Annotated in this window: 18 protein-coding genes and 1 tRNA gene; 6 read left to right on the top strand and 13 right to left on the bottom strand. The window is 64.0% G+C overall.

The window, feature by feature from the left end:
• Positions 1 to 569: 569 nt before the first annotated feature.
• Genes K5Q19_RS11210 through mprF form a run of 3 tightly spaced genes read left to right on the top strand, consistent with a single transcriptional unit; the run spans position 570 to position 4,434 of the window.
• Entirely contained in the window at positions 570 to 1,277 is a 708-nt protein-coding gene (locus K5Q19_RS11210) for an AcvB/VirJ family lysyl-phosphatidylglycerol hydrolase (protein ID WP_292944936.1), read from the top strand.
• A 35-nt stretch (positions 1,278 to 1,312) separates the two neighbouring features.
• Entirely contained in the window at positions 1,313 to 1,744 is a 432-nt protein-coding gene (locus K5Q19_RS11205) for a DUF2147 domain-containing protein (RefSeq protein WP_292944933.1), read from the top strand.
• The gene (mprF, locus tag K5Q19_RS11200) at positions 1,741 to 4,434 is read left to right on the top strand and encodes a bifunctional lysylphosphatidylglycerol flippase/synthetase MprF (RefSeq protein WP_292944930.1); all 2,694 of its coding nucleotides are present in this window, start codon (positions 1,741 to 1,743) and stop codon (positions 4,432 to 4,434) included. The genes K5Q19_RS11205 and mprF overlap by 4 nt, the downstream gene beginning before the upstream one ends.
• Before the next feature lie 248 nt (positions 4,435 to 4,682).
• Here the strand turns inward: mprF and K5Q19_RS11195 are convergent, their stop codons facing one another.
• The 6 genes from K5Q19_RS11195 to K5Q19_RS11170 form a co-directional block, all read right to left on the bottom strand.
• Complete coding sequence (locus K5Q19_RS11195) at positions 4,683 to 6,059, bottom strand: HAMP domain-containing sensor histidine kinase (RefSeq protein WP_292944927.1); 1,377 nt, start codon at positions 6,057 to 6,059, stop codon at positions 4,683 to 4,685.
• 30 nt (positions 6,060 to 6,089) lie between these two features.
• On the bottom strand, positions 6,090 to 6,776 hold the full coding sequence (locus tag K5Q19_RS11190) for a response regulator transcription factor (RefSeq protein WP_292944924.1): 687 nt from the start codon (positions 6,774 to 6,776) through the stop codon (positions 6,090 to 6,092).
• A gap of 5 nt (positions 6,777 to 6,781) precedes the next feature.
• Entirely contained in the window at positions 6,782 to 7,207 is a 426-nt protein-coding gene (locus tag K5Q19_RS11185) for a PDZ domain-containing protein (protein ID WP_292944922.1), read from the bottom strand.
• A gap of 529 nt (positions 7,208 to 7,736) precedes the next feature.
• Positions 7,737 to 9,614, bottom strand: coding sequence for a TonB-dependent receptor (locus tag K5Q19_RS11180; RefSeq protein ID WP_292944920.1), 1,878 nt, complete (start codon positions 9,612 to 9,614; stop codon positions 7,737 to 7,739).
• Positions 9,615 to 9,652: 38 nt separating this feature from the next.
• On the bottom strand, positions 9,653 to 10,240 hold the full coding sequence (locus K5Q19_RS11175; RefSeq protein WP_292944918.1) for a DUF1826 domain-containing protein: 588 nt from the start codon (positions 10,238 to 10,240) through the stop codon (positions 9,653 to 9,655).
• A 2-nt stretch (positions 10,241 to 10,242) separates the two neighbouring features.
• A complete protein-coding gene (locus K5Q19_RS11170) occupies positions 10,243 to 12,369 on the bottom strand; it encodes a TonB-dependent siderophore receptor (RefSeq protein WP_292944916.1) in 2,127 nt (708 codons plus the stop codon).
• A 129-nt stretch (positions 12,370 to 12,498) separates the two neighbouring features.
• On the opposite strand from K5Q19_RS11170, the gene K5Q19_RS11165 reads away from it, so the two are divergent.
• The 3 genes from K5Q19_RS11165 to K5Q19_RS11155 are packed head-to-tail and all read left to right on the top strand — an operon-like array spanning position 12,499 to position 15,985.
• Positions 12,499 to 13,269, top strand: coding sequence for an ABC transporter ATP-binding protein (locus K5Q19_RS11165; protein WP_292944913.1), 771 nt, complete (start codon positions 12,499 to 12,501; stop codon positions 13,267 to 13,269).
• Positions 13,266 to 14,711: a DUF3526 domain-containing protein gene (locus K5Q19_RS11160; RefSeq protein ID WP_292944910.1), complete on the top strand. Its 1,446-nt coding sequence runs from the start codon at positions 13,266 to 13,268 to the stop codon at positions 14,709 to 14,711. Before K5Q19_RS11165 ends, K5Q19_RS11160 begins: the two co-directional genes overlap by 4 nt.
• Positions 14,711 to 15,985: a DUF3526 domain-containing protein gene (locus tag K5Q19_RS11155; RefSeq protein ID WP_292944906.1), complete on the top strand. Its 1,275-nt coding sequence runs from the start codon at positions 14,711 to 14,713 to the stop codon at positions 15,983 to 15,985. Before K5Q19_RS11160 ends, K5Q19_RS11155 begins: the two co-directional genes overlap by 1 nt.
• A gap of 50 nt (positions 15,986 to 16,035) precedes the next feature.
• Here the strand turns inward: K5Q19_RS11155 and K5Q19_RS11150 are convergent, their stop codons facing one another.
• The 7 genes from K5Q19_RS11150 to fabF all read right to left on the bottom strand — a co-directional run bounded on the left by K5Q19_RS11150 (position 16,036) and on the right by fabF (position 20,429).
• The gene (locus K5Q19_RS11150; RefSeq protein ID WP_292944903.1) at positions 16,036 to 16,758 is read right to left on the bottom strand and encodes a site-specific integrase; all 723 of its coding nucleotides are present in this window, start codon (positions 16,756 to 16,758) and stop codon (positions 16,036 to 16,038) included.
• Positions 16,643 to 17,011 carry a hypothetical protein gene (locus tag K5Q19_RS11145; RefSeq protein ID WP_292944900.1) on the bottom strand — a complete coding sequence of 123 codons (369 nt, stop codon included), beginning with the start codon at positions 17,009 to 17,011 and terminating at the stop codon, positions 16,643 to 16,645. Before K5Q19_RS11145 ends, K5Q19_RS11150 begins: the two co-directional genes overlap by 116 nt.
• Positions 16,996 to 17,313, bottom strand: coding sequence for a hypothetical protein (locus tag K5Q19_RS11140; RefSeq protein WP_292944897.1), 318 nt, complete (start codon positions 17,311 to 17,313; stop codon positions 16,996 to 16,998). Before K5Q19_RS11140 ends, K5Q19_RS11145 begins: the two co-directional genes overlap by 16 nt.
• 141 nt (positions 17,314 to 17,454) lie before the next feature.
• A tRNA-Met gene (locus K5Q19_RS11135) sits at positions 17,455 to 17,531 on the bottom strand.
• Positions 17,532 to 17,640: 109 nt separating this feature from the next.
• On the bottom strand, positions 17,641 to 18,159 hold the full coding sequence (locus tag K5Q19_RS11130; protein WP_292944894.1) for a 2'-5' RNA ligase family protein: 519 nt from the start codon (positions 18,157 to 18,159) through the stop codon (positions 17,641 to 17,643).
• Positions 18,160 to 18,165: 6 nt separating this feature from the next.
• Positions 18,166 to 19,146: an endolytic transglycosylase MltG gene (mltG, locus tag K5Q19_RS11125; RefSeq protein ID WP_292944891.1), complete on the bottom strand. Its 981-nt coding sequence runs from the start codon at positions 19,144 to 19,146 to the stop codon at positions 18,166 to 18,168.
• Positions 19,147 to 19,172: 26 nt separating this feature from the next.
• A complete protein-coding gene (gene fabF / locus K5Q19_RS11120) occupies positions 19,173 to 20,429 on the bottom strand; it encodes a beta-ketoacyl-ACP synthase II (protein ID WP_292944888.1) in 1,257 nt (418 codons plus the stop codon).
• Positions 20,430 to 20,551: the final 122 nt, after the last annotated feature.

The following is a 20,551-nucleotide window of genomic DNA, read 5'->3' as shown; positions in this document are numbered from 1 at the left end:
TGGGGCTTTTTATTCAACCCAACTGGCCCCTTTTTAAACCGGTGCCTGGCCCGTTTTTATCCCGGTGTTGACAGCCGCCAGCGTACAAATTCCAAAGCGAGCAATATTTTGGAAGTTTCTCATAGTATCTCCAGACGAACGCAACCCGTCAGATCCTCAGAACGAATTTTTTGGTTGACATCTCCCTAGTCCAGCGCCGCGATCAGGCAGCTTTCCGGCACATTAAGAAATTTTCATTCTGATTTTTACATCCGGATCAAAGCAGTACGTTCAAATCGTCGAAGCGGTTACGGAACCGGCCCGACAAGGCGCTCCAACCGATGGCCACGCTTGGCAAGGCCATCGGCCTGCCGGTCCGCTGGCGCTTGCAGTTCGCCCACTGGCCGGATCTGTCAAAACGGTAACCCTCATTCCATTCAGCGCGGCAAAGCGGTGTGCGAAAGGGGCGGTCGATTCTAACTCTGGCCGGAGAAACTGATGCGCCCTTGTGCTAACTGCAGCGCACCGCTGTGAAGTGCCTGCTCGGGGCCATGCTGGCCCTCCTGCTCGCGCTGACGGGGTTTCTGATCGTGGCGGGCTATTTCGACCGCGAAGTGTTCGTGCCCGTCCCGGCGACCGGCACACCAATCCCGCGGCGCGCACGGCTTGCGGTCGTGTATGTCTCGGGCGACGTCGGCTACCGGATCGCAATGGGCAGCGCGATCGGATCGCGCCTTGCCGCCGACGGCATTCCTGTTCTGGCCGTCAATTCCCTTGCCTACTTTCGCCAACACCGCTCGCTGACCGAAGTCTCCGCCCTCACCGCCGAAGCGATCCGCAAGGCCCTCGCCTTCGGTCATGCGGACAAGGTCGTGCTGATCGGCCATTCGCTCGGTGCCGATGCGTTGCAGGCCAGCCTGCCCGGCCTTGCGCCGGCATTGCGTGCGAAAGTGCAGGGTGTCGTTCTGATCGTGCCGACAAACACGCTCTATCTGCAGATTTCGCTTGGAGAGATGCTCGATTGGGGCAAGCCCGACGGGCCAACGCTGCCAACGCTGCGGCAGCTCGACTGGGCACCGCTGACCTGCATCTACGGCGCGGATGAAACTGACAGTCCATGCCCTCTCTTGCCCGGAAAGAATGTCCGCCGGGTGCCGCTTCCCGGCGGCCATGCTCTCGACTGGGACATGCACGCGGTCCACGCTGCGGTGCTGGGCGGCATAGATGCCTCGGCACCCCGCAAAGCATTACAAGAGTTTCAGGAGCCTCTCATCCAGCTGTCAGCCAAGGCCCGATAAGTCCCGCTCCAGTTTTGAATGACAGGGGACCCGTCATGCCTGCTTCACGCCTATCGACCAGCCTGGCGCTCGGCCTCGCGCTTGGCCTTGCCGCGCTGACCGCGGTTCAGACCCACGCGCAGCCTGCATCATCCCCAACTGCCCGTTCCGCCTGGATCAACCCCTACAACGACGTGAAAGTCGAAACAGGCGATTGCGGCGGCAAGCTGTGTGGCTGGGTCGTGTGGGCAACGCCCGAGGCGGAAGCAGAAGCGCGCGAAGCTGGCACCGCCAAACTTGTCGGCACCCAGTTGCTCTACGACTATCGCGAAACCGGGCCCAATGCCTGGGAAGGCCACGTCTTCGTGCCGGACATGGGGCGCACGTTCTATTCCACGATCACCAGGCCTGACGAGAACACGCTCAAGATCAGCGGCTGCATTCTGGGCGGCTTCATCTGCAAGTCGCAGCTATGGCACCGCGCGTGAGACCGGAGACCGCGCTCGTCCGCAGCTTCGGCAGTCTGTATCGCCGACACCGGACTGCAGTCCATCTCGGTGCCGTGCTGGCGCTGGCGGGGATCGGCCTGTTCGCCTTGCACGGCCTGCTGGATCAGGTGCGCCTGCGCGATGTGAGCGCGGCGCTGCGGCAGCTCAATGCGTGGCGCTGGGCCTGCGCGCTCGCTCTCACCGCCGCCAGCTATGTGCTGCTGACGTTCCATGACGTGCTGGCCTTGCAGGTCATCGGCAAGCGGCTGCCTTGGCGCACAGCCGCGCTTGCCTCGTTCACCAGCTATACGCTGAGCCACAATCTCGGGCTTTCGCTGATTACCGGCGGCTCGGCGCGATACCGCATCTACAGCGGCAGCGGGCTCGATGCGGCCGATGTCATGCGGGTGATCGCGAATGCCAGTCTCGCCTTCTGGAGCGGCGTGATCGTCATGGCCGCCCTGGCGCTCGTCCTACACCCGGCGGCCTTGCCAATGGGCCCGGTCCTGATCGAGCCTGCGCTGCAAAGCCTTGTCGGCGCAGCACTCCTAGCAGGTCTGGCAGGGCTGCTGTGGACTGCGCGGGCTGGCGGGCGGAAGCTGCGCCTGGGCCGCTGGGCGCTGCCCCTGCCCTCCGCGCGGCAGGCCATGATCCAGATCAGTGTGGCCAGCCTCGATCTGCTGGCAGCGAGCGCCGCACTTTTCGTGCTGGTGCCCGCCCTTTCCCCGCAGGCATTCCCGTTGTTCTTTCTGGCCTATGCGCTTGCCATCATCGCCGCGCTAGTAACGCATGTTCCGGGCGGTGTGGGGGTGTTCGAAGCCGTGATCATCGCCGCGGTGCCGGATGTGGCAAAGCCTGCGATGCTGGCCGCGCTCATTGCCTACCGGGCTATCTACTATCTTTTGCCGCTGCTCGTCGCAGCACTGATGCTGGCGGTTCACGAACGCAGCGTCTGGCGCAAACCAGTCGTTCTTGCGCTCGATGCCTCGCAAGCGGTGCTGGCTGTCATGGCACCTCGCTGCCTCGCGGCTCTGACCTTCACGGGCGGCCTGATGCTGCTGCTTTCCGGGTCCCTGCCCGGCATTCCCGATCGCCTCCTTGCGCTGCGCAGCTTTGTGCCACTACCGTTCATCGAAGCCTCCCACATTGCCGCAAGTCTTGCGGGAACCGCACTCCTGCTCCTTGCCCCCGGGCTCTACAGGCGGCTCGACGGTGCGTTTCTGCTCACCCGCGCGGTCCTTTTGGCGGGTGCGATCTTCTCGCTGCTCAAGGGCTTCGACTATGAGGAAGCCGTCATCCTGCTGGTGATCGCTGCCGTTCTTCAATCAACGCGGAGAGCCTTCTACCGCCGAACCGCGCTGACGGTCCGCTACTTCACCCCGATCTGGATGGCTGCAGTGGCCTGCGCGCTCGGTCTTTCCATCTGGATCGGTTTCTTTGCCTTCAAGCATGTCGATTATGCTGATGACCTCTGGTGGCAATTCGCATGGAACGGTGATGCGTCCCGTTTCCTGCGCGCCAGTGTGGCCGCTGCCGTTCTGGTCATCTGCACCATTCTGGCTTGGCTGTTCGGGCCCGCCATCGAGGATCGTGAGGAGGGCTGCCCTGGACTGCCTCGCTCCTCAGGACCGCTGCAGCACTCCACGAGGACCTGTGCGTTGCTCGCCTGGACGGGTGACAAGCGGTTCCTCTACTCGGCAGACGAAACCGCCTTCGTGATGTACCAGATCCAGGGCCATACCTGGATCGTCATGGGCGATCCGGTCGGCCCGAAAGCGGCATGGGCCGATCTGCTCTGGCAGCTGCGCGAGCGCGCCGATGCCGCACAGGGCCGGCTCATGCTCTATCAACTGACTGCAGAGGCCCTCCCGATCGCGATCGATCTCGGCCTTCAGATCGTCAAATACGGCGAGGATGCCAATGTTGATCTGGCCCGGTTCTCGCTGGCCGGGCCGGAAGCCAAGGGCCTGCGCTATGCCGAGCGGCGTGCCCTGCGCGATGGTGCCAGCTTCGAGATCATTCCTGCGGCGAGAGTGCCCGCCATTTTACCCGAACTCCGGTCCGTTTCCGACTGCTGGCTTGCCAAAAAAGGGCATACGGAAAAGGCATTCAGCGTCGGCCGGTTCGATCCGGCCTACCTGGTCCGCTTCGATTGCGCGGTCGTGCGCTGGGAGAGCCGGATCGTCGCCTTTGCCAATATCTGGTCGACCCGGAGCAAGGACGAGATCTCGGTGGACCTCATGCGTCACCTTGATCGATTGCCCTATGGCACAATGGATTTCCTGTTCCTGCGCCTGATGGCGTGGGCACAGGAGGAAGGCTATCGCTGGTTCAATCTTGGCGTGTCGCCGCTCGCGGGGATCGAGGCGCGCAAGCTGGCACCGATCTGGGCCAAGGCTGGCGCGCTGCTTTACCGCCACGGCGAGGATTTCTACGGCTTCGAAGGGCTGCGGGCCTTCAAGGACAAGTTTTCTCCGGTCTGGGAACCGCGCTATGTTGCGGGGCCGTTCGGCCTCGGCATGGCCCGTGCGATGATTGATCTGCAGGCGCTGGTCGGAGGCGGTCGGTCCAGTGCGGCACGGCCTGCGATGCTTGCGCCGACGGCAGGGCCGGGCCTGCAGCTCCGGCGTACGCCGGCCCTTCGGGGCCAGACAACTACAGCACTTTCCGACCAATCTGGCTCATCGTGATTGCGTCAGGAAGCTTCTCGGCAAGGAGCGCCGCGCAGTGCGGGCTGGTAGCCCGTGCCAGCGGCGCGACGCTGCCTGAGTCTCATTGGCCGAGGGGCTTCCTGACGCGACCCCGAAGGGGCGGGCCGCTTTTGGCCCATCGCAGCTTTGATCGTCGGTCACTATGGGCAAGCATAGCTCCCTCCTCTCGCCTCGCGCTGGGCCAAAATCGGCTCCGTCACGGTGAGCCAGATTGGTCGGAAAGTGCTCTAGCGGTCCGGCAGGATGGGCAACCGCAGGGTGACGACAAGCCCTTGCGGATCGGCAGCGCCAAGCGTCAGCACGCCGCCATGCAATTGCGCGATCGTGCTCACGAGCGAAAGCCCCAGTCCCGAACCGCTTTCGGTGCGCGCCGCATCAAGGCGCCCGAAGCGCCTCAACGCCTCCTCGGTGCGTTCGGCGGGGATGCCCGGACCATCATCGCGCACCGTGATCTCGACCTCGTCGCCGGCAATCTCGGCGTGCAGCATGATGTGCTGCCCGCCCTTGGCATACTTCAGCGCGTTGTCGATCAGGTTGCTCAGCGCCTGATTGAGCAGATCGCGATGCGCGACGACCGGCAGCCGCGCATCGCCATCAGAGCCGAGGACGAACCCGGCATCCTCCGCCACCGGGCCATAGACTTCGACCAGGTTGTCCAGCGCCTGGGCAAGGTCGAAGCGGGTGAACTGGTCACGCCCGATTCCCGCTTCGGCCCGGCTGATCTGCAGCGCCGTGTTGAGCATGCGGTGCAGGCCATCGGCCTCCTCGATTGCCTCACCGAGCACCGCAAGAGCGGCCGGATCACGCGTCCGGCCAAGGCCGCGCTCCAGCGTCGATTTCAAGCGTGAGACTGGCGAGCGCAGATCATGCGCCATGGAATCAGTGACCATCCGCAGCTCTTGCACGAGACGTTCGATGCGCTGGAGCATTCGGTTGATCGTTAGTCCGAGCCGATCGAAAGAATCGCCTGTTCCATTGCGCTCGACCCGCGCCGAAAGGTTGCCGCTATCGACGGCCCGCGCCACGCCGGAAAACCGGTCAATGTGATTCTCGAGAAAGCGCGAGAAGAAGAAGGCGATTCCCGCTGCAAGAGCGAGGCTCATCGCCATGGCATAGAACATGGCCGTCTCGCTGGCCTGCACCAGCGCCAGCTGTCCTTCAAGAACCTGACCGGTGAGCAAGGTGTAACCGCCCTTGAGGCGTGTGGTCACCACGCCCATTTGCTCGGGCGCACGCGATTCCTCGCGGTACAGGCTGATCGTGCGCCAGTGTTCCCGATCGCTCACCGTTGTTGGCCAGGCACCGAGGTTGCCAACCACCCGGGTGCCGTCCGGCCCGCGCAGGAATACGACAAAATCGTGGTTCTCGGTGGCCTGCATCTCCTCTGCAATTCTCGCGGTGGCCCGCGCCGGACCCGCATCACGAAAATCGCGGGCGATGTTGTCTCGGGCAAGCTCGGCAGCGCGGCGTGCATCTCCAAGGATGGTCTGGCTGGTAAGGCCGAACATCAGGTACAAGCCCAGCCCGAGTGACGCACACTGGGCCAGCGCAAAGATCAGGACAAAGCGGGCTATACTGGTGCTGTGGAAGAGGCGGCGTCTCATCCCGTCAGGTCAACCTGTCCGGCAGGCGTTTCAAGCAGGATCACCAAGGATATAGCCCGCCCCGCGGATCGTGTGGATCAGCGGAACCTCGAAACCATCCTCAAGCTTGCGGCGCAGCCGACTCATGTGGACATCGACCACATTGGTGCCGGGATCGAAATGATATTCCCAAACGCCCTCGAGCATCATCGTGCGGGTGACGACGGTGTTCTTGTGCCTGAGCAGGTACTCCAGCAGGCGAAACTCGCGCGGCTGCAGATCGATCTTCTGACCGGAGCGGCGCACCTGCCGGTTGAGCAGGTTCATTTCCAGATCGCCAAACGAAAGCGTCGTTTCCACCTCGCCTTGCCCCCGGCCTTTGGTCATCAGGAGCTTGAGCCGCGCGAGCAGTTCGGAAAACGCAAAAGGTTTGGAGAGATAGTCGTTGGCCCCGGACGTCAGCCCCTCAACCCGCGCATCGACAGAGCCCAGCGCAGAGAGGATGATCACCGGTGTCTCGACTTTCGCGGCACGCATAGCGGCCAGCACCGCCATGCCGTCCATGCCCGGAAGCATGCGATCAAGGATGATCGCATCGTAACTGCCATCAGTCGCGTGAAAGAGACCGTCGCGACCGTCAGCCACCTTATCGACGACATACCCCTCGTCAGTAAGGCCCTTGGCGATGAAATCCGCCGTGCGCAGGTCATCTTCGACGATCAATATCTTTCGCGACATGGCCCCTATTTCGCTAGATCGGAGCCATTTGGCAACTCTGCTTCAAGCAAAATGCCCGGCCTGCCCAGTTGCAGATGCACGGGCCGGGCCGGATTTGGGGTCAGTGCCCGATCTACGTCCCCAACGGAGTGGATTTCCACGCCGTCGATCTGCTCGATAACGTCTCCGGCGCGGATGCCTGCGGCCTCTGCAGGACCTCCGCTTTTCACGCTGGTGACGATCAGCCGGCTGGATGCTTTGCCTCGATCGCCACCAACGGCATCGCCCGGGCCCTCGCTGGCTGCCTCGAACGTCAGCCCGGCCAGCCCTGTGTGCTCCGGCGCGCCCGCAAGATGAACCATCAGCACGGCGACGGCACAGACAGACAAGACCACAAGCGGAAATGCCCACGCGATGAATGGTGTATGACGAGGATGGAAGGAGCCATTCATTCCAACAGCATAGCACGCTGCGTCTGCCGAACGGTTTCGGCCAGATTACAAATCGGTAATGCTCGTCAGACGGGAAAGCGCCAGAGGGATCGAAATCAAAAATTTTGGCATCTATTTTAGATACTTACGACCACCGACAAGTCGCGTACGGTGTGCCGGTCAAGCCTGTTTCAAACTGAGCCTGTCGCCCCAGCTTTTCACGCCCACCGCCACTCCTGTCATGGTTTTGAATCCGCAGTAATCTTGCGCCGATGAGCGGCATCTGAGCGATCAAACTACGGGGTCCATTGGGGGGCATTGCTAGCAGGCACAGACCCACTTTGTTCGCGATTGGGGACCAGATAACCATCATGAAAGGGCGATCCCGTCGTATGGGAATGAAATCATGCCTCGGGCCTCTAACCAACAATCTGCGCGCGCCAGCTGGCTTCCAACCCTCGGACATTTGCTATGGGATGATGCGGAAACAGTCATTCACGCCAAGTGTCCGCGAATTGCGCACCCCGTTGTGCCCAGTATGCTGCAAAGCCTAAAAGTCGGCGATGATCGATCCAGTCAGCCGACGCGGACCATTGGTTCTGAATCCCCCGCCGCCCGATACGCGCCACCCGAAGACGTTGCTGAGGTTGGCCAGCTTGACCCGAAGAATCGCGTCGCTCTTGCGGATCTTGAAGCGGTAGCGCGCGCCAAGATCGGCGGTAAGGCGTTGCGGGATGGCAAAGCGGTTCAGCGCGTCAGCCGCGCGCGCACCTTCATAAAGCAGACGCAGATCGATCGACCAGCGTTGTTGCGAGGCCGGCATCCAGTCGATGCTGGCATCGATTAGCGTGCGCGTACGGCCGATGGGGCGGCTGCCAAGGCGGCCATCCCTTACCGCCTCCCCGGCTACGCGCGGGTCCATCAATACCGCGCCGGCAACGAAGCTGAGGCCCTTGGCCGGCTTTCCTGAGAGCGAAAACTCGTATCCCATGTGCTGCACTTCGCCCAGGGTGCGATAGACGTTGTCCCTTGTGTCTATCTCGAAATAGGGTTTGCGCAGGTCGAACCACGAAGCGACCGCGCGGATGTTTCCCGGAAGGGCAAGACGCAGACCAGCCTCGACCTGCCGGGTGCGCAAGGCGGGCAGCACTTCATTGGCATTTGCGGCGTTGACGGGAGCGGTGCCTGCCTCCTCCAGCCCGCGCGTGGTGGCGGCATAGACCGTCAGGCCCGAGGTGACCTTTACCGCCAGCGCGGCATTCCACAGCCAGTTGCGATCCCGGCGCGCGAAGCTTGGCAGACTGGGGCTGTCGATGGACTTTCGGTAATCGCTGCGGGTCACGCCCAGGTTTAGCTCGCCGCGATCCTGCCAGACCAGATCATAGCCCGCCGACAGCAGCATCTGCCGGACGCGATCATCGGTCAGCACGCCATATTCGCGCACCGGTTCAGGCACGGGATAGGGCACGCCGATCCGGCCAGGACCTATGGCGGCCAGATCGAAGCCGCCATAGCGCGCATCGACCTTGCGGCCGCGCACCGAGGCGATCAGGCGGTGGCGGCGCGGGCCATCGCGAAAATCGCGCACCACGCGCGCTTCGCCGGACCAGGATACATAAGCCTGATCGCGGCCGGACAGGATGAAGCGCTCGCCGATGCCGTCCCGGTCCACGCCAGCAAACCAGGCGCTGGCAAAATCATCCTGGGTGAAACTGCTGCGAAACAGGCCCGCTTCGAGCCTCCATGGGCCCAGCGCGGTCTTGGCCAGACCGCCGAAGTTCTGGCTGTGGCCCGACCACTGCCCCCAATCCTGTCCGAAAAAGCGCCGCCGTTTGATCTCCTTGGGGAGGAACGGTCCGGAGGTGTAGATCAGCGGCCCCTGTTCCTCGTCGCCATAGTCATAGCGACTGAAGAACGCCGTCAGTTCGGTGTGCGGTGCGGGCCGCCATCGGGCGACGTTGCAATAGCTGACGAACCAGGCGTTGACGCCATCGGCATAGCGATCATCGAAGTAGCCAATGGCAGGATAGATGCCCAGGTTCGATGTCAGCGGGACGCCAGCCTCGATCGTGGCGTCAACACCGAAATAATCCCCGGCGTTGAGCCGCGCGGTCACAATCGTCCGGTCACCGGCGCGGCGCAGGTTGGCATCGACGAGGCCGGTGGGCGCAGGGAAAGGCTGGCCGAAGGCAGTCAGCCCGACTTTGATATCGCTTGTCGCCACGAACAGATCGCTGATCGCGCCCGATCTGTTGTAGTATAGCCCCTCGATCCGAGCGTTGCCCGCATCACTGGCCGAAAAGCCCCGGACCTCGCCATTGGCGTAGATTCCAACCGATTCGCTGCCGACGCTTTTGCCGAAGCCATCGTCCGCCGCCGTCGCCGCATTCTCGGTCGCGCGCTGGGCATGCGCTTCGGCTGAGGCCAATGCGAATGCGGATGCGATGATGAGGGCGCGCGCGTCCTTCAGCACGAAGCGGGAGGCGGCACGTGGCCCATGCGCGATTCATCGAGCGGCGTATCGATCACCAGCACCAGCCGCCGCTCGCCCGTATCGCCTACCGGGGGTGATCGGTGAAAACAGGGGGCGTGGCCTTCGCCGAACAGCCGCCCCTTGAACAGCGCGACATGGCCGGCGGGCAGCCGCACAAGCCCGGCATCGGACGGTTCCTGTCCGGCGGGAACATAATCGGTCCCCGGCCCCCAATAGGTGGTGATAAGCCGCAAGTCGGTGTAGTCCGCATGCACCTTGCGGCAGGCGTTGGTGTTGATCCCCTCAAGCCGGATGCGCACCGCAGGCACGCCCATCAGCGCGGCAAAGCGGGTGGCAAGATCACGGATATCCTCGCACAGTTCGGCCGGGATTTCGCCGAGCGCCCGCACGGCTTCCCCCACCGGGCCCTCTCCGCGCAGTTCGAACGGCGCGGAGAGGGCCAGCGGTTCGGCAAGGGCCGCAAGCCCCGCCAGCGTGCGGGGCTCGACAAGGATCGGGCAGTCCGCGTGCCGGATTGTCTGCCAGTCGGTCGCACAGGCCGTGTCGATGGTATCAAGCATCGTCAGAACCGCACCCTGACACCCCCGGACGCCGTGCGCGGCGCGCCGGGCTGGACCCACAGGCTGGCGAAGCTGTTGGTGTAGTAGGTTTCGTTGAACAGGTTGCTGACCTGGCCGAAGACCTCGATCGCATCGGTTGGATGCCAGTTGGCGAACAGGCGAGTCAGGGTATAGGCAGGCAGTTCAAAGGTGGTGCCGGTTTCGCCCAGACGTTCGCCCACATGCTGCACCCCGGCGCCCAGCCGCAGTTCGGTGCCAGCAACGGCGAACTTGCGCGAGGCCTGCAGGTTCAGCGAATGGCGCGGCACGTTGATCAGCCGGTCGCCCACGCGGACGGCCAGGCCGAAATTGGGCTCTCGCACATCGGACCGCGCCTCCGCATCGACGAAAGCATAGGACAGCAGCACGTCGATAGCGCCAGGCAGCGTTCCGTTGAGATCGAACTCGATGCCCTGGCTGCGGGCCTTGCCGATGGGCAGCGAGAAGCCGGGGTTGTTCGGATCGGCGGCAAGGACATTGGTCTTGTTGAGGCGGAAATAGGCGATCGTTCCGGTCAGCGCGTTGTTCAGCAGGCCGAACTTCGCCCCGGCTTCGAACGAACGGGTGGTTTCGGGATCGAAGATCGTGCCGCTGGCCGTTGCCCCGATGTTCGAACGGAAGCCTTCGCCGTACGTCGCGAACAGCGACAAGGCACTGCTGGCCGTCCAGACCACGCCCACTTGCGGGCTGAAACGCTCGACCGTGCGGCGCTGATCGACATTGCTCGTCCGATTTAGCGTGCGCAGCGAGAAGCGATCAAAACGCCCGCCGAAGCGCACCTGCACTTTTGGCGAAAGCGTGATCTGGTCCTGCAGATAGATGCCATAGGCATTCTGCACATCGAGCCGGTTGGTCTGCGGACCAGGGGTGCGCAGCGGAAAGCGGCCATAGACCGGCGCGGTCACATCAATGATGTTGGCGGCCAGATCAGACGGGTTGCCGCTGACCGCTGGCGGGCGGAAGCGCAGAAAGAGCTGGCTGTTCTCGAACTGGTCGAAATCCGCGCCGAACAGCAGCCGGTTGCGCAGCCCTCCAACCTTGAAATCGCCCGAAAGCTCGGCACGCAGCACGTAATGGTCCGCGTCATAGTCGCGGAAGCGGCGCTGGCGCGAAAGCGAGCGGCCATCGACGAACAGTTTCTGCCGCGCGGCGGCCAATTCGGCCTCGGTCGAAAACCCTTCGAGGCTGCTCTGGCGGTAGCTTCCGCCCACCAGCAGGCTCCACGCATTGCTGAAATCGTGCTGCAACTGGAGCTGGTGGCCGGTCACGTTGGCCTCGATCGGGCCATCGCCCGGTTCGCCCAGAAAGCGGCTGCGCGGGATCGCATCCAGCTTGCCGCCGATGGCCACAATGCCGCGGTCGAACGGAACTTTCTGCCGCGTGAGTTCGAGATTGTAGGTCAGCCGCGTCGCTTCGCCCAGCTTGATCCCTACCGTGGGCATGAAGCCGTAGCGTTCGGTCTCGATTGTATCGCGGAAACTGTCGGCATTCTCGTAGAAGCCGATCAGACGCACAGCGATCTTGTCGCCTGCAGCAAGGTTGAGATCGGCATCGGCGCGGAACGCATCGAAGCTGCCATAACTGGCCGAAACCGTGCCTTGCGTGGCACCGAACTGCGCCTGCTTGGTAACGATGTTGACCGTGCCGCCCGGCTCGCCCCGGCCGAACAGCGCCGCATTCGGGCCCTTGAGCACTTCGATCCGCTCGATCCCCGAAACATCGCGCGGACCACCGAATCCGCGACCGCCGTTGAAGCCGTTGACCAGGTAGCCGCTGGGCAGGTTCTCATCCCCCGCAAAGCCGCGCACGGCATAGGCATCCCACAGACCGCCGAAATTGTTCTGCCGGGCGACGCCGGCATTGAGATCGAGCGCATCGGTCAGCCGCAGGATATTGTTGTCCCGCAGCACTTGCTGGTCGATTACCGCGATCGACTGGGGGATCTCGATCTGCGCGAAATCACCGCGGTAGGCTTGGCGAACGCCGGTAACGACAAGCTCCTCAGCGGGAGCGGCTTCTTCGGCGCGGGCAGTTGCCAGCGGAGCGGCACCCGCCAGCAGGCAGCCGATTGCAAATTTCAATGATCGCACGTTGCCCCCTAAGGCCGGATTGATGATACAATGTATCGCGGAATCGCCTTGCGGAAGATCGCAGCGAGAGTCAATGTGATAGTATACCATGACATTGACAGCGCGCATGGCATGGCACAACAGGGCAGCATGAGCTCCACCCAAGCCCCCACCCCTTCGCCTGACCAGAACCGCAGCACGCAGCAGGCTGGTTTCCCCATTGCAATCGATGGCTTGCGGCTGGCCAGAGGCGGCAGGACGGTGCTCGACGGCCTGTCGCTGACCGTCGCGGCGGGGGAAGTCTATGCCCTGCTCGGCGGCAACGGTGCGGGCAAGTCGACCACGCTGTCGGCCCTTCTCGGCTTTCTCGAACCAGATGCGGGGACCGTTCAGGTCTGCGGGCTCGATCCGGTGCGGCAACCGGACAGCGCCCGCGCCCTCGTCGCCTATCTGCCAGAGAATGTGGCGCTCTACGATCAACTGTCCGCCTACGAGAACATGGCCTACTTTCTGGCGCTGGGCGGACGCGAACCTGGACCGGCGGAGATGGACGCCGCACTGGACGCCGCCGGGCTTCAGCATGAAGCCCGCGCCCGGCGGGTCTCGGGATTTTCCAAGGGCATGCGGCAGAAGGTGGCGATTGCCATGGCGGTTCTGCGCAATGTGCCCGTGCTGCTGCTCGACGAGCCCACCAGCGGGCTCGATCCCCGCGCCACGGCGGATTTCAACGCACTGCTGGGCGTGCTCAAGGCGCGCGGCACGGCGATCCTGATGGTCACGCATGATCTGCTCGGGGCCGCGGACTGCGCCGACCGGATCGGCTTTCTGGCACAAGGGTGGATTGTCGACGAAGTACAGCCTGGCGACGGCATCGACGTGCTGGCCCTCCACCACCGCTACGGCGAGCGAACGGCGGCATGAACCCGGTCCGGCTGGTTGCCGCGCAGGAATGGCGGCTGATGTGGCGCAGCCATGTGGCGCGCCTCGCCCTCGTCATGGTCATTGCGCTGTCGGCGCTCGCAGCCCTGACCTCGATCGCGCATCGCGATCAGAGCGATGGACTGCGCGCGCGCTTTCAGGCACAAGCAGATCGCGAATTCGATGGCCAGCCTGCGCGCCATCCGCACCGCATGGTGCACTATGGCCACTTCGTGTTCCGCCCTCTGCCCGCGCTGGCCGCGTTCGATCCGGGTGTCGATGGCTTTACCGGAAACACGATCTTCCTCGAAGGGCACCGCCAGAACAGCGCCAACTTCGGGGATGTGCGGCAATCGTCGCTGCTGGCGCGCTTCGGGCAGTTGACCCCGGCTTTCGTGCTGCAGGTGCTGGGGCCGCTGGTGCTGGTCTTCGTCGGCTTCGGCGCGATTGCGCGCGAACGGGAAAGCGGCACTCTGCGCTTTCTCAAGGCGCAGGGGCTCTCTGCGCCCAGGCTGATTGCCGGCAAGACGCTGGCGCTGGGCGGCATTGCTGCGGTGATTCTGCTGCCAGCACTGCTGTCGCTGGGCTGGCTGGTTGCAGGCGAAGCGGCGCCGCTGCCAGGCGCAGTGCTGCTGGCGGCTTGCTATAGCCTTTACCTGCTGTTCTGGGTGCTTGCGGTCGTGGCTGTCTCGGCCATGGCGCGCGATGCCCGGTCGGCCTTGCTGTCGCTGCTTGGTCTGTGGGCACTTGCGACGGTGCTGGTGCCCCGCATCGCGCCCGACATCGCGCTTGCCGCCACGCCGCTGCCGACGCGCCTCGAAACCGATATTGCCATTCATGAAGACTTGCGCCGCATCGGTGATAGTCACAATCCAGACGACCCCCATTTCGCCGCGTTCAAGGCAGCAACGCTCAAGCGCTACGGTGTCAGCCGGGTGGAAGATCTTCCGGTCAACTATCGCGGCCTGGTGGCGATGGAGGGCGAGAAGATCACCTCGCAGCTGTTTGACCGCTACAGCAACGCCCAGTTCGCCAGCCAGAAACAGCAGAGCAGCATGGCAACAGGCTTTGGCCTGCTGAGCCCGGCGATTGCCTTGCGCAGCGCGTCGATGGCGCTGTCCGGCACCGACCTTGACGGCCACAAACGCTTCCTTGAGCAGGCCGAAGCCTATCGCTACGCGATCGTGCAGGCCCTGAACCGGCTTCAGGCCGAAGCCGTGACCTATGCCGACGATGGCAACCGCAACAGCGATCCCGAAGCAGCCCGCCGCGTGCGGATCGATCCGAAGCACTGGCACGAAGTTCCCGATTTCGCTTACCGGTCGGCCACGCTGGGCGAACGCGTGCAGGCCGCGATTCCGGGCATGGCGATGCTGTTGCTTTGGTTTCTGGCCGGAGTCTTGATGCTGCGCCTTGCCGCGCGCCGGGTGGGGGAAGCGCTGTGATGCGACTCTGGCCCCATGAACTGCGGCTGTTCCTGCGCCAGCGCATCGCGCTGCCGGCGTTGCTGCTGATGGCAGTGCTTTCCGGCGCGAGCGTCTGGGCAGGGCTTGCCGAAGTGGCGCGGCAACATGAGGTCATCGCGCGGATTCAGCCGCGTCAGGCCAGCGACGAGGCGGCGATTGCGGCATGGGCGGGCAAGGAAGGCGATGCCGGGAACGCGGCCTACTACACCTTCCACGCCACGTGGGATGCGCCATCTTCGCTCGCCTTCGCCGCGCTTGGCATGCGCGATGTTGCCCCGTTCGTGCTGCGCGTGCGCGCCTTGCCGATCGAGGGCCAGATCAACGAGAGCGAGAATTACAACGCCGAGCTGGCGCTGCCGGGGCGGTTCGACTGGGCCTTCGTCCTCACTTATCTCGCCCCGCTGCTGCTGATCGCGCTGCTCCACGATCTGTTCTCCGGCGAACGCGAGGCCGGGCGCGCCGTGCTGCTCGACGTGATGGCCCAGTCACCCCGCGGACTGTGGTTCCGGCGGATCGTGCTGCGAGCTGGCCTGCTGCTGCTGGCGCTCGTGCTGCCGTTCATAGTCGGCGCGGCGCTTTCCGGTACCGGCGCTGCCGCAACCGCGCTCATTGCTGGCATTGCCGCAGCCTATTTCCTGTTCTGGATCGCGCTGTGCCTTGTTGTGGGGCGGATGAAACTGGGATCACTGGCCAATGCCGCCTCGCTCGCCGTGGTCTGGCTGGCGATCACGCCGGTCCTCCCCGGCCTTGCCCTGCTGGCGATCAATCACGCCATACCGGTGCAGCAGGGCGTCGAGCTGACGCTCGCCCAGCGTGAAGCCGTCCATGGCGGCTGGGACAAGCCCAAGGATGCCACCATGCAGGCCTTCCTGCGCGACTATCCCGAATGGAAAGACAAGGCCGCGTTCAAGGGCGGCTTCCACTGGAAATGGTACTTCGCTTTCCACTACCTTGGCGACCGGTCGGTGGCCAACAAGGTCAAGGCCTATCGCAGCGGGCTCGAAGCGAGAGATGCCTGGACGCGTCGGATCGGTGTCGTCCTGCCGTCAGTCGGCGTGCAGGTCGCGATCCACCGCCTGGCGCGCACCGATCTTGGCGCACAGCTTGCCTATCAGGATCGCATCCGCGCCTTCCACGCAGCGCTGCGGCATTTCTATTACCGCTACATCTTCAACGAGATACCTTTCCGGACCGAAGACTTCGCGAAATCGCCGCGGTGGCAGGGACGGTCTGGCGAAGGCCCGGCGGCGTAATGTGATTCACCGAGATGGGCACACCTCGACAATCAGTGGAGCCAAGACAGTCACGCCAGAAGGTGTTGAACCGCATTCCAGATCTGCTGCGTGGCATCAAGCACATGCTCGTCATCGAGGTGGGCATAAAGGGCAGTCGATTGATGGTTTGCATGGCCGAGCAGCCGTCCGATCATGGGCAGAGTTTCCTTGCTCATGGCGGCATGGCTGGCGAAGGTATGACGCAGGTCGTGGATGCGCAGCTTGCCGAGATCAGCCCGTTGAAGGATCGTCGGCCAGAGATGCTGGATGGAGCTGATCGGCCTGCGATACTGGTAGTTCCAAAACAGCCCGGAAATCTTCGGATGGCGCTGCAGATTGTCGATGACCTCCTGTGCAGCCGAACCGAGCCAAACCGTGCGAGGACCGGTCTTGCTGTCGCGCAGGAGCAAACGGTTGCGCTTCACGTCCCGCCATTGGAGGGTAAGGATTTCGCGGTAGTGGCAGCCAGTCTGCAACAGCAACGTGATGACCGCGCATCCAGAGCGGATGGTCAAATTGTCGCTGGCGCGCAAATCGGGCAGCACCTCACCAAACCGGGCCAGTTCCTCGGCGGATAGGAACCGTTCGCACTGTCTGCGCTTGTTCGGCCTGACCGAGCGGCACGGGTTGGTGTTCTCAAGCCGGTACCCCCAGACCTCGGCCTTGCCCAGCATGTTCTTGAGAATCTCGAGCGTGCGGTTCGCCGCGCCGGGACCGGTACGGTTGTTGAGGTCCGCGAACGACTTGGTCACATGCTCTTCGTTCAGCACATCGATGAAGACGCCCTTGAGTGCCCGGGAAGAGGTAGTCGCCAGCCGCTGAGGCGATCATCTTTTTGGCAATAGCAGCGGCTTGAACAGAAAGCGGCACAAGGTGCTCGCGCCCCATCTTCATCCTGTTCGCTGGAATGCGCCATATGGGTTCGGTCGTATTCAGCCCCTCAAACTCAGACTTGGCAGCGAAACGGAGTTCCTTGGCTCTCACCCAAGTCAGCAAAGCAAACATGACCGCATCACGCGTGATCGCCGAGCGCCGCTCGCCCGCTCCTGATAGCCTCGCAGCTTTTCGAGAAATGCCGGGAGTTCACTCAGCGGCAGGCGGCTCATGTGCTGAACGCGGGGCCGGAGCTTCAAGGCCCCGCGAAGGTGCGTCGTCGGATTATTGGCAGCCAGACCACATGCGATAGCGAACTGGAAAGCCTGACCGACACCCTGCTTGGCACGGCGGCTGATGTCGAGCGCACCGCGTTTTTCGATCTCCCGGATCAAGGCGAGCACGCCGGGCGCGGTGATTTCGTGAATGGACATGCTGCCGATGGCCGGGAAACCAAATCTGGCTGCACGTGGAAGGCACAGGGCGCATGCGGACGCGAATCACCCGCAACCCTCTGCTTTTCTGCCGATTTTTGGAAAAATCCGGACCTTCGTGGAGGTCTCCGGAAACAGGATTGGTAGCGGAGGAGGGACTCGAACCCCCGACACGCGGATTATGATTCCGCTGCTCTAACCGGCTGAGCTACTCCGCCCCGAAGGGTTCTGGCCCGGCGGCGGATGTATCCGGCGGCAGGGCAGGCGGGCCTATTAGGCAAGGCTGCCTGCGGGGTCAACAGGGGAATCAGCCTTGCGGCGCATGGCCTAGTGCCGGATGCGCCCGCGGAATGGCCAGCGACCGACGGACTCCCACGGACCGCCAAGGTAGCGGTGCAGCGCAAGGGCCGTGAAGGCAAAGCGCTCTGGCTGCACGGTGGGGGCAAGCACGGCTTGCAACGCCTTGGCATCTGCCCGCAGCACCTTGTTCTGCACGGTGGCGTGGAGGCGCGGCACGCCCTCGTCCTGCAGCGTTAGCATGCCGTGGAAATGCTCGGCGATCATGGCGCGGACATCCAGCAGAGCGCTGCTTTCGATGGCGAGCGCGGTGCCGCTGCCGAGGTCCATAAGCCCTGTGAGCTGCGCGGGCGGCGGTGGCAGTTCGGCGGCAAGCGAGGCCAGCAGCGCCCGCGCCTCCTCTTCCACGAACGGCGGCAGCGCGCGCAGCAGGGTCACGTGCGCCGGCACCAGGTTGCGGTCTGAGGGATAATGCGCGCGGCGCAGCGCTTCGGCGCGGCTCTGGAGTGCGGGCGGCAGCTCGGCGGTCACCACCAGCGGCGCACGCACGGCGGTCTAGAGCTCCCCGCGGGCGCGGCGGAGCGCAAACCAGCGGGCGACGTTGGCGTTGTGCTCCTGCAGGGTGGCAGCAAAGACGTGCCCGCCCTTGCCGTCAGCGACCATGAACAGCGCATCGGTCTTGGCCGGATGCAGCACCGCTTCGATCGCGGCCTTGCCCGGATTGGTGATCGGGGCCTTGGGCAGGCCGACCATCGTGTAGGTGTTGTAGGAATTGACCGCCTGGATCTCGGACTGGCGGATGCGCCGGCCGAGCGGCTTGCCGCGGGTGATCGGATAGATGATCGTGGGATCGGCCTGCAACATCATCCCCTGCCGCAAGCGGTTGGAATAGAGCCCTGCAACCATGCGTCGTTCCGAAGGCTTGCCGGTCTCCTTCTCGACGATCGAGGCAAGAATCACGGCTTCTTCGGGGCTGCGCGCGACGGTATCGGGTCCGCGGTCTGTCCAGAGCTTGGCCAGCGTGCGGGCCATGGCCTGCTGCATCCGGGTGGCCACTGCCGTGCGGCTCTCCCCGCGCTGGAATGCATAGGTGTCCGGCAGGACCGAACCTTCCGCGAGCGTGGGCACAGGGCCGGTCAGCAGAGTGACCTTGGCGAGCCGCTCCTCCACCATGATTGAGGGCATACCTTCGGGAACAGTGACCATGCGGCGTACTTCGCCGCCCTCGCCCTGCAGGATCGCCAGAACGGCCGAGCCGCTGGCATGCGCGGGGATCGCATACTCGCCGGCCTTGAGCGGCTCGCTGCCGCCCAGCAGGCGTGCGCGGATGCGGAAGGTATCAGCGGAGGCGACCACGCCTTCCGCTTCAAGCCGCTGGGCAACGCTGGCGAGCGTCGCACCCTCGGGCACCGAGAACGTTGCGTCCTTGACCAGCGGACCGCTGCCGTACCAGCCGTAGAGGAAGTGGACGCCATAAGCGCCCACCACCAGCAGCACAGCCAGCGCGATGATTCTGAGCCGGCCTGCCTTCTGCATGGAACGCCGCCTCCTGCCGCGCCGGCTCAAATCGCCTTCATGATGACGCTGGCATTGGTGCCGCCGAAGCCGAACGAGTTGTTCAGCACCGCGCGCACCACGCGCTTCTTCGCGACCTTGGGCACCAGATCGACGCCTTCGCAGCCCTCGTCCGGATTATCCAGATTGAGCGTGGGCGGCACGATCTGATCGCGGATCGCCAGCACGCAGAAGATCGCTTCCACCGCGCCGGCACCGCCGAGCAGGTGGCCGATGGCCGACTTGGTGCTGCTCATCGAAGCACCCGCGAGATCGGGCCCCAGCACGCGCTTGATCGCGGCAAGTTCGATGGTGTCGGCCATGGTCGAGGTGCCGTGCGCATTGATGTAATCAATGTCGCCCGGGCCCATCCCTGCCTTGCGCAGCGCCATGCGCATTGCAAGTTCGGCGCCCTTGCCTTCGGGGTGCGGCGCGGTGACGTGGTAGGCATCACCCGAGAGGCCGTAGCCGACGACTTCGGCATAGATCTTCGCGCCGCGCGCCTTGGCATGCTCGTATTCCTCGAGCACGACGACGCCCGCGCCTTCGCCCATCACGAAGCCATCACGGTCCTTGTCGTAAGGACGGCTCGCCTGTTCGGGGCGATCATTGTAGCTGCAGTTGAGCGCGCGCGCCTGGGCAAAGCCGGCGACGCCCAGCGGGTTGATCGTGCTTTCCGAACCGCCAGCCAGCATGATGTCAGCGTCATCGTCGCGGATCATGCGCGCGGCATCGCCGATCGAGTGTGCGCCGGTGGAGCAGGCGGTGACGACGGCGTGGTTGGGGCCCATCAGACCGTACTTGATCGAGACCTGACCCGAGATGAGGTTGATCAGACGGCCATGCACGAAGTGCGGGCTCACACGGCCCGGGCCCTTCTCGTGCAGGACGATCGATTCGCTTTCAATGCCCGGCAGGCCGCCGATACCCGAACCGATCGAGCAGCCGGTGCGCATCTTGAGGGCATCGTCCATGTCCGTCAGGCCGGCGTCTTCGAGCGCCTGGCCCGCAGCATCGATGCCGTAGACGATGAAGGGATCGACCTGCCGCTGGACCTTGAAATCGACACGCTTGTTGGGGTCGAAGCCATAGGGGTGGTCAGCCGGCTTCACTTCGCAGGCGATCAGGCACTTCTGGCCTGCGGTATCGAAGCGCGTGATCCGCCCCGCACCCGATTTGCCGGCAATGAGATTGGCCCACGTGGTTTCGACATCGGCCCCCAGCGGGGTCACGAGGCCAAGTCCTGTGATGACGACACGGCGCATTTCAGTCTCCGAAACGTCCGCCCGCAACCGGCGAACGAACCATGAAGCACAACAGGCCCAGACCCCTCGCGGGACCGAGCCTGTCGAAGCCCCGGCTGATCAAGGCCGGGGGACGACCGACG

The sequence above is a fragment of the Novosphingobium sp. genome, assembly GCF_019748365.1.
In the GTDB taxonomy this organism is placed as follows: domain Bacteria; phylum Pseudomonadota; class Alphaproteobacteria; order Sphingomonadales; family Sphingomonadaceae; genus Novosphingobium.
This window is presented reverse-complemented; position numbering and strand designations above follow the sequence as displayed.

What these genes read in the sequence shown, in the direction of transcription:
- K5Q19_RS11205 (WP_292944933.1), top strand. Translation starts at nt 1,313, where the DNA reads ATGCCTGCTTCACGCCTATCGACCAGCCTGGCGCTCGGCCTCGCGCTT.
- K5Q19_RS11195 (WP_292944927.1), bottom strand. Translation starts at nt 6,059, where the DNA reads ATGAGACGCCGCCTCTTCCACAGCACCAGTATAGCCCGCTTTGTCCTG.
- K5Q19_RS11190 (WP_292944924.1), bottom strand. Translation starts at nt 6,776, where the DNA reads ATGTCGCGAAAGATATTGATCGTCGAAGATGACCTGCGCACGGCGGAT.
- K5Q19_RS11185 (WP_292944922.1), bottom strand. Translation starts at nt 7,207, where the DNA reads ATGAATGGCTCCTTCCATCCTCGTCATACACCATTCATCGCGTGGGCA.
- K5Q19_RS11175 (WP_292944918.1), bottom strand. Translation starts at nt 10,240, where the DNA reads ATGCTTGATACCATCGACACGGCCTGTGCGACCGACTGGCAGACAATC.
- K5Q19_RS11165 (WP_292944913.1), top strand. Translation starts at nt 12,499, where the DNA reads ATGAGCTCCACCCAAGCCCCCACCCCTTCGCCTGACCAGAACCGCAGC.
- K5Q19_RS11160 (WP_292944910.1), top strand. Translation starts at nt 13,266, where the DNA reads ATGAACCCGGTCCGGCTGGTTGCCGCGCAGGAATGGCGGCTGATGTGG.
- K5Q19_RS11155 (WP_292944906.1), top strand. Translation starts at nt 14,711, where the DNA reads ATGCGACTCTGGCCCCATGAACTGCGGCTGTTCCTGCGCCAGCGCATC.
- K5Q19_RS11145 (WP_292944900.1), bottom strand. Translation starts at nt 17,011, where the DNA reads ATGTTTGCTTTGCTGACTTGGGTGAGAGCCAAGGAACTCCGTTTCGCT.
- K5Q19_RS11140 (WP_292944897.1), bottom strand. Translation starts at nt 17,313, where the DNA reads ATGTCCATTCACGAAATCACCGCGCCCGGCGTGCTCGCCTTGATCCGG.
- mltG (WP_292944891.1), bottom strand. Translation starts at nt 19,146, where the DNA reads ATGCAGAAGGCAGGCCGGCTCAGAATCATCGCGCTGGCTGTGCTGCTG.
- fabF (WP_292944888.1), bottom strand. Translation starts at nt 20,429, where the DNA reads ATGCGCCGTGTCGTCATCACAGGACTTGGCCTCGTGACCCCGCTGGGG.